General features: G+C 61.6%; 9 protein-coding genes. 6 read left to right on the top strand and 3 right to left on the bottom strand.

Annotated features, from left to right (window positions below; translation table 11 throughout):
- Window positions 1-49: 49 nt before the first annotated feature.
- The gene (locus tag ACFSDX_RS18295; RefSeq protein WP_382316165.1) at window positions 50-271 is read right to left on the bottom strand and encodes a hypothetical protein; all 222 of its coding nucleotides are present in this window, start codon (window positions 269-271) and stop codon (window positions 50-52) included.
- Window positions 272-409: 138 nt separating this feature from the next.
- Between ACFSDX_RS18295 and ACFSDX_RS18290 the strand changes: the two genes are divergently transcribed.
- Complete coding sequence (locus ACFSDX_RS18290) at window positions 410-1,735, top strand: DUF2254 domain-containing protein (RefSeq protein ID WP_382316163.1); 1,326 nt, start codon at window positions 410-412, stop codon at window positions 1,733-1,735.
- A gap of 60 nt (window positions 1,736-1,795) precedes the next feature.
- Here the strand turns inward: ACFSDX_RS18290 and ACFSDX_RS18285 are convergent, their stop codons facing one another.
- Window positions 1,796-2,143: a HesB/IscA family protein gene (locus ACFSDX_RS18285; RefSeq protein ID WP_382316161.1), complete on the bottom strand. Its 348-nt coding sequence runs from the start codon at window positions 2,141-2,143 to the stop codon at window positions 1,796-1,798.
- 234 nt (window positions 2,144-2,377) lie between these two features.
- Between ACFSDX_RS18285 and ACFSDX_RS18280 the strand changes: the two genes are divergently transcribed.
- Together ACFSDX_RS18280 and ACFSDX_RS18275 are read left to right on the top strand one after the other, a co-directional pair.
- Entirely contained in the window at window positions 2,378-2,914 is a 537-nt protein-coding gene (locus tag ACFSDX_RS18280) for a DUF7935 family protein (protein WP_382316159.1), read from the top strand.
- A 45-nt stretch (window positions 2,915-2,959) separates the two neighbouring features.
- Window positions 2,960-3,490 (top strand): 5' nucleotidase, NT5C type, encoded by a 531-nt coding sequence (locus ACFSDX_RS18275; RefSeq protein ID WP_382316157.1) that lies wholly within the window; start codon window positions 2,960-2,962, stop codon window positions 3,488-3,490.
- Window positions 3,491-3,609: 119 nt separating this feature from the next.
- Here the strand turns inward: ACFSDX_RS18275 and bshA are convergent, their stop codons facing one another.
- On the bottom strand, window positions 3,610-4,746 hold the full coding sequence (bshA, locus tag ACFSDX_RS18270; RefSeq protein WP_382316155.1) for an N-acetyl-alpha-D-glucosaminyl L-malate synthase BshA: 1,137 nt from the start codon (window positions 4,744-4,746) through the stop codon (window positions 3,610-3,612).
- 200 nt (window positions 4,747-4,946) lie between these two features.
- Between bshA and ACFSDX_RS18265 the strand changes: the two genes are divergently transcribed.
- The 3 genes from ACFSDX_RS18265 (at window position 4,947) to ACFSDX_RS18255 (ending at window position 10,945) form a co-directional block, all read left to right on the top strand.
- Entirely contained in the window at window positions 4,947-6,431 is a 1,485-nt protein-coding gene (locus tag ACFSDX_RS18265; protein WP_382316153.1) for a M28 family peptidase, read from the top strand.
- Window positions 6,432-6,735: 304 nt separating this feature from the next.
- Window positions 6,736-8,982, top strand: coding sequence for a M3 family metallopeptidase (locus tag ACFSDX_RS18260; RefSeq protein WP_382316151.1), 2,247 nt, complete (start codon window positions 6,736-6,738; stop codon window positions 8,980-8,982).
- 139 nt (window positions 8,983-9,121) lie between these two features.
- The gene (locus tag ACFSDX_RS18255) at window positions 9,122-10,945 is read left to right on the top strand and encodes a DUF885 domain-containing protein (protein ID WP_382316149.1); all 1,824 of its coding nucleotides are present in this window, start codon (window positions 9,122-9,124) and stop codon (window positions 10,943-10,945) included.
- Window positions 10,946-10,973 lie beyond the last annotated feature (28 nt).

The following is a 10,973-nucleotide window of genomic DNA, read 5'->3' as shown; positions in this document are numbered from 1 at the left end:
TAAGTTCGCGCTACGGCCCGCCAGCGCCGAAACCGCCTTAGGTAGCTATCTATTCCTCCGTGTCGGGTTCGACTTTGGCCTTTTTCAGCGCATCAGCCAAGCCTTTTTGCAGCTTGGCGCCCGATTCGGCCGGCGCGTCTTCGCGGATGTTGTACTGCTTTTTGAGCTGAGTCCAGTCTTCGAGGGGAATGAAAACGCCGGTAATCGCGCCTTTGGCGTCGGAGAGATACTTGATGTCCATGCGGGGGAGGGGAGGAGCGTAAATAAACATAACTGCGAGGCGGGCCGTAGGCAGCCTACCGCCGCGCCTTGCAGTCAGCATGAAAAAACCTAGTACGAAAAGCTCCCCGATAGCGCCGAAGTTTGCGCCGCACCCCGCCATTAGTCCGCTCGGGGGCTGCCCCCGCGCATGAGCCGCTTGCGCCGCTGGTGGCTGGACATCAATTCCAGCCTGTGGTTCGTGCCGACCCTGATGGTGCTCGGGGCCGTGCTGGCCGCCTACGGGCTGGTGCACCTCGATGATAGCATGGGTCACGACTGGACCAAGGAGCACCCGCTGCTCTTCGGGGCGGGGGCTGATGGGGCGCGCGGCATGCTCTCGGCCATTGCCAGCTCCATGATAACGGTGGCGGGCCTTATCTTTTCGCTCACGCTCTCGACCCTGGCGCAGGTATCGAGCCAGTACACCTCGCGGCTGCTGCGCAACTTTATGCGCGACCGCTCCAACCAGGTGGTGATGGGTTTCTTCGTGAGCATTTTCGTGTACTGCCTACTGGTGCTGCGCACCATTCGGGGCGGCGACGAGGGTGCCTTTGTGCCGAGCCTGGCGGTGGCGTTTGGCCTGCTGCTGGCGCTGGTGAGCATCGGGATGCTCATCTTTTTTATCCACCACATCGCCTCGTCCATCCAGGCGGCCAACGTGATAGCCGGGGCCGCCCAGGAAACCGAAAAAGCGCTGGATAAGCTCTTTCCCAAACAGCTGGGTGAGGAGGCCGATGCCGCCGAGCAGGCCAACCTGGCGGCGGGCCCAGCCTTGCAGTGGGTGCCCATTGTGGCGCGGCAAGTGGGCTACGTGCAGGATATTGACGATGAGGAATTGCTGGCTTTTGCCCGCGAAACCAACGTGCTAGTGCGCATGGAGCAAGCCCTGGGCAACTTCGTGGCCAAGGGCACTGCCCTGGTAGCCGTAGCGGCCCCCGAGGGTAGCCCGCGCTACCAGCCCCACCCCGAGGCGGCGGACCGCCTGCTCGCGTGCTATAGCATTGGTAACCAGCGCACGCTTGACCGGGACGCGGGCTTTGGCCTGCGCCAGATTGTGGACATTGCGCTCAAGGCGTTGTCGGCGGGCATTAACGATACCAGCACCGCCGTCATGTGCATCGACCACCTAGGGGCTTTGATGAGCCTGTTGGCCGAGCGCGACCTAGGGAGTCCGCTGCGCGCTGAAGCGGGCCAGGTGCGCGTCATCGCGCAGCGCCCCGATTTTACCAGCTACCTGGCCACGGCCTTTGACCAGGTGCGGGCCAATGCCGCTGCGGACCTGGCTATCTACCTGCGCCTGCTGGCGGCCCTAAGGGCCGTGGCGCAGCATACCACCCGCCCCGGCTACCGCCAGGCCCTGCGCCAGCAGGCCGACCTGACGCTGGCCGCCGCCGACAAAAATCTCACCGTGGCCTACGAAAATCAGCAGGTGCACCAGCGCTACCAAGAGCTGAGCCAGACGCTGGCGAGCTAAAAAGCAAAAGCCTCCGCCCTAGGGCAGAGGCTTTTAGCACTTCTTGTGGCAGAAGCAGACCTAAGCCGAAAATGACGAGCCGCAGCCGCAGGTGCTCTTAGCCTGGGGGTTGTTGAAGGTGAAGCCACGGGCGTTGAGGCCGTCCTGAAAGTCAACCTCCATGCCTAGCACGTACATGGCGTGCTTCTTATCCATGATGAGCTGCACGCCATTGAGGTCGTAGATTTCGTCGTTGTCCTTGGCTTTATCGAAGCCCAGCAGATAGCTCATGCCCGAGCAGCCGCCGCCCTGCACGCCGATGCGCAAGCCATAGTCGGCGGGCACATTTTTCTCTTGAATAATATTTTTAACTTCGACTAAAGCGCGGTCGGTGAGGCCGATAGGCGCAACTTGGGTGGCGATAGCCATAGCGGAATTGGTTTAGAAGTAAGTCAGCGTAAGACAAAGATACATCAGCCGGGGGCCGGTGCGGTGCTAGCAAAACAGCGTAAACCGGGCGGCGGTTCACACCAATAGCGCGGGCAATTTAGCTGGTTGGTCAGATAAGCTTGGGCCAACGCCGACCTTTGCCTAGCTTGCCGCGCCTAAACCAACTCGCCACCCCTTCGTTAGTTTGGTAAGCCTTCGCTTATCGCCGTTTTCATGGACAGTACGACCTATCTTTTCGACTTACTCAAGACCATTCTGCCCGCCATTATTGTGGCTGGAGCCATCTTTTTGCTCTTCCGCCAGTACTTGGAAAAAGAGCAGCAGCGCCGCCTGATAGAGCTGCGCCTCGACGCCAGCAAAACGACTCTGCCCCTGCGCCTGCAAGCCTACGAGCGCATGACGCTCTTTCTAGAGCGCATCTCACCCAATAACATCCTGGTGCGGCTGGGTAGCGGCGGCCAAACGGCGGCCGACTACCACCGCCTGCTAATACAGGAAATCCGGGCCGAGTTCGAGCATAATTTTTCGCAGCAGCTTTACATCACGCCCGAGGCCTGGGACCAGGTAAAGCAAGCCAAGGAAAACGTGCTGACGATGATAAATCGTGCCTTTCACGGCCTCAGCAACCCCGGCCAGCTGCGCGGCACCGAACTCGCCAAACGTATCCTGGAGGGCCTCATGACCGACGCCGCCGACCCCACCGCCCCCGCCCTGGAAGCGGTAAAGCGCGAAGCCGCCCGCCTGTTTTAAGGCCTAGGGCCCAACCCACACCACGGCTTTCTAGTTAGACAAAACATGCCCAAGAAACGAATTGCCGTCGATATGGACGAAGTGATGGCTGATTCCATTGCCCGGTTTCGGGAGTGGTACGGCCGTGATTTTCAGCTCGAACTGACCTTGGAGGCCATGCATGGCAAAAATGCCCACGAGGTAGTGGCCCCTGAGCATCAGCCCGCGTTGCGCGCCTATCCCAACGCCGAAGGCTTCTTCCGCGACCTGCCCGTTATCAAGGATAGCCAGCGGGTGTTGCAGGCCCTGAGCGAGCGCTACGAGCTGTTCATCGCTACCGCCGCCATGGAGTTTCCTAATTCCTTTGTCGATAAGTACAACTGGCTTCAGCAGCACTTTGCCTTCATTCCGTGGCCCAACTACGTGTTCTGCGGCGATAAAAGCATCCTCAACGCCGACTACCTCATCGACGACAACGCCTATAATTTTGAGCGCTTCCGGGGCGAAGGTTTGCTGTTCGATGCGCCACACAACGCACTCAAAACCGGCTACCGCCGCGTGCGTGGCTGGCAGGAAGTAGCGGATATTTTGCTGTAGTAAATAAGCGTCTGTCATGCCGAGCGCAGCGAAGCATCTCGCGTGGTGCAATAAACCCTAACACCTAGGTTTATTGCACCACGCGAGATGCTTCGCTGCGCTCGGCAACAAACATATTGTTAGCTGGCTTGCAACGCTAGCTGCATGGCCCGCTCGTAGCAGTCCTCATAGAGCGGGACAATGTTGGCCACGGCAAATTCTTCGGCGCGGGCGCGGGCAGCGGCTTTAAAGCGCGGCAGGTTTTCATCGGCCAGCACGTAGAGGGCGTTTTTCACCATGTCTTCTACGTCGCCGATATTGCTGAGCATGCCAGTTACGCCGTGCACGTTGAGCTCGGGGATGCCGCCGGCGTTGGTACTCACCACGGGTACTTCGCAGGCCATGGCTTCCAGGGCGGCCAGGCCGAAGCTTTCGTTTTCGGAGGGCATCAGGAATAAGTCGCTGACGCTGAGCACTTCTTCCACGGCTTCGAGCTTACCCAGGAAGCGCACGTCGCGCTGGCAGTCGAGCTCGCGGGCTAACTTTTCCATGCGGGTACGGTCGGGGCCGTCGCCTACCAGCAGTAGCTTGGCCGGAATGACCTGCCGCACGCCGCAGAAGATGCGGATTACATCTTCGACCCGCTTTACTGAGCGGAAGTTGCTGGTGTGGAGCAGAATTTTCTCGCCGTCGGGCGCGATGGCGGTCCGGAAGTGGCTCTTCTCCTGCTTCTTAAAGCGATTCAAGTCGATGAAGTTGGGGATAACCTCAATCTTGTGCTCGACCGGGAAGTACTCGTAGGTTTCGCGCCGCAGGTCGGCCGATACGGCCGTGACGCCGTCGCTCTGGTTGATGCTGAACGTGACCACCGGCTCGTAGCTGGCATCCTTGCCCACCAGCGTAATGTCGGTGCCGTGCAGGGTCGTGACCACGGGCGCCGTGATGCCCCGCGAGCGTAGAATCTGCTTGGCTAGGTAGGCCGCCGAGGCGTGCGGAATGGCGTAGTGCACGTGCAGCACGTCGAGCTTTTCGTTTTGCACGATGTCGACCATCTTGCTGGCCAGCGCCGACTCGTAGGGCGGAAACTGGAAAAGCGGATACGTGGGCACGTACACCTCGTGGTAGAAGAGGTTTTCGTTGAAGAAATCAAGCCGCACCGGCTGGCTGTAGGTGATGAAGTGGACGCGGTGGCCGCGTTGGGCCAAGGCTTTGCCCAGCTCAGTGGCGACCACGCCGGAGCCGCCAAAGGTGGGATAACAGACAATGCCGATGTTCATGTAGGAGGGGGAGGGGAGGCGACAGGCTAACCGGATAGGGCGGCGGATGTTGGCGGCGCAAAGGTGGCGCAAGAACGGAGGAGGTTGCGCGACGGTTGGCAAAGTCCAGCCGCGTCTTCTTTTTATATAAGCTGCCGGGCCGGCACGCAACCAAGCTAACTCTTGCTTAACATTGCAAAACTCCCCCTCTAAACCCTAATATGAAGTATACGCTATCCTTATTGGCAGCGCTGAGCCTGCCGCTGGCCGCCCAGGCCCAGCGCAAACCCGCGCCCGCCGCCTCGACTACTACCGACGCTCGCGCCGCCATCCGCGAAGCCGACATCAAGCGCGACCTGTACGCGCTGGCGGCCGACCACTACCGGGGCCGCGAGGGCGGTACCCTCGACGAGTTGCGGGCCTCAGCGTGGCTGGCCGAACAGGCCCGCGCCATCGGCGCGCAGCCGGCTGGCGACGATGGCACGTACTTCCAATTCTTTGAGATTCAGCGCCTGCGTTTAGCCAAGAGTAGCCAGCTCAGCATTGGCAGCCACCAGCTGCGGGTGAACCACGATGCCATTGTGTTTGCCCCGGTGGCGGCTAATGTTAATGCCCCGCTAGTGTGGGTGGGCACCGGCACCGCCGCCGAGCTAGCCAAAGTCGATGTAAAAGGCAAGGCCGTGGCCCTGCAATTTTCGGGCGAAGTGCCGCCGGGCCTCAGCTTCCGCCGCTTCCAGATGGCCACGATGCGCGACCGCTCGGCCGAGCTATTCAAGGCCGGGGCGGTGGCCGTGGCTTGGGTCGGTGATACCCGCGCCCAAGCCGTATTCGAGCACTGGGGCCACACCTACGAGCGCGGTCGCTACGACTTGCCCGGCGGCCCCAACTTGAAAGTGGCCGCCAGCGCGCCTATCATTTGGCTGCCGGCCAGCGCCCTGAGCTGGGCGCAGCAGCCCGGCCAGCAGCTACTGGCCAACCTGCAAGTCGAAACTTTCAAATACCCGTCGGTGAATGTGCTGGCCACTATACCGGGCACCGATGCACAGCTCAAGTCGCAGTACGTGCTCTTCGGCACGCACCAAGACCACGACGGCGTGCGCGAGGCCGTGGCCGGCGACTCCATTTATAACGGCGCCGACGACAACGCCACCGGCTGCTCGGCGGTGCTGGCCATCATGCGCGCCTTCAAGCAGAAGCCGGGGCGGCGCTCGGCGCTGTTTGCCTTCCAGGGCGCCGAGGAGCGCGGGCTCCTAGGGTCGCGCTACTACTCGGCGCATCCGCTGGTGGGCGAAAAGAACATTGTGGCCGTGCTGAACGCCGAAATGATGGGCCGCAATGCTCCCGACAGCGCCTCGCTGCTCGGCCGCCAGCGTCCGCACCGCAATTCGCTCGACCTCGTAACCACCGCCCTGGCCGCCAACCAGCGCGGGCCGCAGTTTAAGCTCGACACGCTCTGGGACCGCGCCGACCACCCCGAGGGCTGGTTTTTCCGCTCTGATAACCTGCCGTATGCGCGCCTGGGCATCCCGGCGCTCAGCTACACCACCGTGCTGCACCCCGATTACCATACGCCCCGCGACGAGCGTGAGCGCATCAACTACCCCAAGCTCACCAAAATGACGCTCTGGATGTACCTCACCGGCTGGGCCGTGGTCAACCGCCAGGACCCACCCGCCCGCGACAAAGACTTCAAGCTGGAGCGCTAGCGCGCCATTTTTTCTACTGCAGTACTGGCGCGAGTTTAGCGCAGCGTAACTCGTGCCTTATCATGATGTGGAGTTTTTAACTCCACTGCCGCAACGCTGCAATGTAACGGCCAGTCGGCATTTCTCTTGGATACAAAGAATGCTAAGCGAGCGCCATTTTGCCGCTGGCGCGGCAGTGGAGTTGAAAACTCCACGTCATGATAAGGCACGAGTTACGCTACGCTAAACTCGCGTCAGTACCAGCGAGTTCGGCGCGCTAGCGCTAGCCTGCGCGTCATTTTTAGATTGCCAATTACTCTCCTGCATGCTGTTTTCCTCTTCTTATTGCCGGCCCGCTTTCCTCGCTACCCTAGGGCTGGCGCTCACCACTATGACCCTATCTAGCTCGGCGCAGTCGCCCGCGGCGGGCACCGCGTCGGTTACGCTGCGTACCAACCAGGCCCCGCTGCTGGCGCCCTGGAGCGGCCCGCACGGCGGCGTGCCGGCCTTCGACAAAGTGAAGGTGGCCGATTTCAAGCCCGCGCTGGAGGCCGCGATGACCGAAAACCTGGCCGAAGTCGCGGCCATTGCCAACAACCCCAAGCCGCCCACTTTCGACAATACTATCGTGGCGCTGGAGCGCAGCGGCGGCACTCTCGACCGGGTGCAGGCCGAGTACGGCGTTTGGAAAACGACCCTGAACGATAAGGCTTTCGGCGCCGTGGAAACCGAGATGGCGCCCAGAATGGCGGCTTTCAGCGACCAGATTTCGCAGAACGCGGCCCTGTTCAAGCGTATCGAAGCCGTCTATAATTCGCCCGCTACCAAAAAACTCACGCCCGAGCAGCAGCGGCTGGTGGAGGTGCGCTACAAAGCGTTTGTGCGGGCCGGGGCCAAGCTCGACGCGCCGGCCAAGACGCGGCTCTCGCAAATAAACCAGCAGCTGGCGGGGCTTTTCACGAAGTTTTCGCAGAACGTGCTGGCCGACGAGGCCGACTCGGTGCTGGTGCTCAAGACGGATAAGGACCTAGGGGGCTTGCCGGCCTCGTTGCGCGAGGCGGCCAAAACTACGGCCACCACGCGCCAGGTGGCCGCGGCGGGCGTCATCACCAACACCCGCTCCAGCATCGACCCGTTTTTGACTTACTCCGACCAGCGGGCGTTGCGGGAAAAGGCCTGGCGTATGTTCACGAACCGGGGCGACAATGGCGGCGCGCACGACAATAACGCCCTCATTACCCAGATTTTGCAGCTGCGTGCCGAACGGGCCAAGCTGCTGGGCTACAAGACCCACGCCCACCTGCGCCTCGACAACACGATGGCCAAAACGCCCGAGGCCGCCATGCAGCTGATGCTGGATATGTGGAAGCCCGCCGTGGCCCGCGTGCACGAGGAAGTGGCCGACATGCTGGCGCTCGCCCAGAAAGAAGGCGCGCCGGCCGACTTCAAAATCGAGCCCTGGGACTACCGCTACTACGCCGAGAAGGTGCGCAAAGCCCGCTACGACCTCGACCAAAATGAGGTGAAGCAGTATTTGCAATTGGACAAGATGCGCGAGGGCATGTTTTGGGTGGCCGGCGAGCTGTTCAACTTCGCCTTCGTGCCCGCGCCCGACGTGCCCGTGTACCACCCCGACGTGAAGGTGTGGCAGGTGAATGACCGGACCACCGGCAAGCAGGTAGGCCTCTGGTACTTTGACCCCTACGCCCGGCCCGGCAAAAACTCGGGCGCCTGGATGAACGCCTACCGCAAGCAGGAGCGCCTCGACGGGAAGCCGGTCACCACCATCGTGTCGAACAACTCGAACTTCGTAAAGGGCAAGGACGGCGAGCCCGTGCTCATCTCCTGGACCGATGCTACCACGCTGTTTCACGAGTTTGGCCACGCCTTGCACGGGCTGTCGAGCAACGTGACCTACCCCACGCTCTCGGGCACCAGCGTGGTGCGTGACTATGTGGAGTTTCCGTCGCAGCTGCTCGAAAACTGGCTGCCCACGCCCGAAGTGCTCAACCGCTTTGCGCTGCATTACCAGACCGGCCAGCCCATTCCGGCCGCGCTGGTGGCCCGCATCAACAAGGCCAGCACCTTCAACGAGGGCTTTGCCACGACCGAGTTTCTGGCCAGCGCCCTCGTCGATATGAAGCTGCACCTGGCCGGCGACCAGAAAATCGACCCCGACAAGTTTGAGCGCGAAACCCTGGCCCAGCTGGGCATGCCCCACGAGCTGGTGATGCGCCACCGCACGCCGCAGTTTTCGCACGTGTTTTCGAGCGATGGCTACTCGGCGGGCTACTACTCTTACCTGTGGTCGGTGGTGCTGGCGGCCGATGGCTTCAGCGCCTTCACCGAAGCCGGCGGCCCCTATGACAAAGCCGTGGCCGCTCGCCTGCGCCAGCACGTGTATACCGTGGGTAATACCGTGGACCCGGCCGTAGGCTACCGCGCCTTTCGCGGCCGCGACCCTAAAGTGGATGCGTTGATGAAGCAGCGGGGCTTCCCACTAGCTAGTGCGGCGCCCGCCAAAAAGCCCGCTACTCCCGCTAAGCCCGGTGCTGCGCCGAAACGCAAATAGTGAAGATTGCTAATTGAACTGAAGAGCCCCGGCAAGGGGCTCTTTTTTTGCCTGCTACTCAGCGGGAGGGCAGGCATCATTCCACTATACAGTATTTAGCCGTTATTGTGCGGGAGTTCCTGTTTCCTTCTTATCGTTTATGAGAAAATTAGTACTGTACACCTTGGCTGCCGGAGTTATATCCGCCGCTTTTGCGCCCGCTTCTGCCCTGGCGCAACCGGCCAAACCGGCCGCTAAACCTACCGCCACCGTAGCCAACCCCGCCGCTTCGGCGCCGCTGGCGGCGTTGTTCAACGCCTATTGGGAGGAGCAAGCCAAGCTGTTTCCGCTCGGGGCCACGGCGCAGGGCGACAACCGCTACAACGACCAGCTGCCCAACGACCAGACCCGGGCGTTTCGGGCGCGGCTGCGGGCTTTTTACCAGCAGTACCAAGCGCAGCTGCGCAAAACGGACCGTAAAACGCTCAGCGCCAACGACCAGGTCAGCTACGATATCTTTGATTATGAGATGCAGATTCGGCTCGATGGTTTGCAGTTGAATTCGTGGATGATGCCCTTCGCGCAGTTTTATTCCCTGCCCAATAGCTTGGTGCAGTTGGGCGCGGGTACGGGAGCGCAGCCCTTCAAAACGGTGCAGGACTACGACAACTGGCTGGCGCGGGCGAGCCAGTTTCCGGTGTGGGCCGACTCAGCCATCAGCAACTTCCGGCGCGGCCTGAAGGCCGGCGTGGTGCTGCCCAAGCCGCTGGTGCTGAAAATGGTGCCGCAGCTGCAAGCGCAAGTGACGGAGGACGCCACCAAAAGCCTCTTTTACGGGCCCATCAATAAGCTGCCCGCCAGCTTCTCGGAAGCCGACAAAACCCGGCTCACCGCCGCCTATCGGCAGGCCATTCTGACCCAACTGGCGCCCGCCTATCAGCGCCTGGCCACCTTTCTGCAAACCGATTATTTGCCGCAGGCCCGTACCAGCGCGGGCATCGGGGCCGTGCCCGGCGGGGCCGAGATGTACCGCTACGGCGTGCACCAGATGACGACCACCGACCGCACGCCCGACGCCATTTACCAAACCGGCCTGGCGGAGGTCAAGCGTATTCGGAGTGAGATGGAGGCGGTGAAAAACCAGGTGGGCTACCAAGGCGACTTGGCGGCGTTCTTCACGTACCTGAACTCGGACCCCAAATTCACGCCCTACAAAACGCCGGACGACGTCCTGGGTGCCTTCCGCACCATTCAGGCGCGCGTGACGCCTAACCTGCCCAAACTATTCGGGCGCGCGCCGAAAACGCCTTTTGAGATTCGCCAGACCGAGGCTTTTCGGGCGGCCACGGCCTCGGCCGAGTATATGCGGGGCGCGGCCGACGGCTCGCGGCCGGGCATTTTTTACGTGCCTATTCTGGATGCTACCAAGTTCAACACGACCTCGGGCATGGAGTCGCTCTTTCTGCACGAGGCCATTCCGGGGCACCACTACCAGCTTTCGTTGCAGCAGGAAAACACCAGCCAGCCGAAGTTTCGCCGGTTTGCTTCCTACTCGGCATTCAGCGAGGGGTGGGCGCTGTACTGCGAAAGCCTAGGTCCCGAATTGGGCCTCTACGCCGACCCGTACCAGAAAATCGGCGCCTTGGGCGACGACATTCACCGGGCCATCCGGCTGGTAGTCGATGTGGGCCTGCACGCCAAAGGCATGAGCCGCGAAGAAGCCATCAAGTACATGATGGACAACGAGCCCATCAGCGAGCAGGGCGCCACGGCCGAAATTGAGCGCTACATGTCGTGGCCCGGCCAGGCGCTGAGCTACAAAACGGGCGCCCTGAAACTGCGCGAGCTGCGCGCCCGCTACGAAAAGCAGCTGGGTAAGAAGTTTGACCTGCGCGCTTTTCACGATGAAATCCTGGCTGGTGGCTCCATGCCGCTAGCGGTGCTGGAAAAGCGCCTAGACGCCTGGGCCGCTAGCGTGAAATAGCCGCTCGCCACCTCCTTTGCCTTGCTCT

Origin of the sequence: Hymenobacter bucti, assembly GCF_042681145.1 — a bacterium.
Lineage (GTDB): Bacteria > Bacteroidota > Bacteroidia > Cytophagales > Hymenobacteraceae > Hymenobacter > Hymenobacter bucti.
The sequence above is the reverse complement of the archived record's forward strand: the minus strand, read 5'-3'. Positions and strand labels throughout refer to the sequence as shown.

Excerpts from the sequence above, each read along its gene's own strand:
- ACFSDX_RS18285 (WP_382316161.1), bottom strand. The coding sequence starts at position 2,143 with ATGGCTATCGCCACCCAAGTTGCGCCTATCGGCCTCACCGACCGCGCT.
- ACFSDX_RS18265 (WP_382316153.1), top strand. The coding sequence starts at position 4,947 with ATGAAGTATACGCTATCCTTATTGGCAGCGCTGAGCCTGCCGCTGGCC.
- ACFSDX_RS18295 (WP_382316165.1), bottom strand. The coding sequence starts at position 271 with ATGTTTATTTACGCTCCTCCCCTCCCCCGCATGGACATCAAGTATCTC.
- ACFSDX_RS18260 (WP_382316151.1), top strand. The coding sequence starts at position 6,736 with ATGCTGTTTTCCTCTTCTTATTGCCGGCCCGCTTTCCTCGCTACCCTA.
- ACFSDX_RS18280 (WP_382316159.1), top strand. The coding sequence starts at position 2,378 with ATGGACAGTACGACCTATCTTTTCGACTTACTCAAGACCATTCTGCCC.
- ACFSDX_RS18255 (WP_382316149.1), top strand. The coding sequence starts at position 9,122 with ATGAGAAAATTAGTACTGTACACCTTGGCTGCCGGAGTTATATCCGCC.
- ACFSDX_RS18290 (WP_382316163.1), top strand. The coding sequence starts at position 410 with ATGAGCCGCTTGCGCCGCTGGTGGCTGGACATCAATTCCAGCCTGTGG.
- ACFSDX_RS18275 (WP_382316157.1), top strand. The coding sequence starts at position 2,960 with ATGCCCAAGAAACGAATTGCCGTCGATATGGACGAAGTGATGGCTGAT.
- bshA (WP_382316155.1), bottom strand. The coding sequence starts at position 4,746 with ATGAACATCGGCATTGTCTGTTATCCCACCTTTGGCGGCTCCGGCGTG.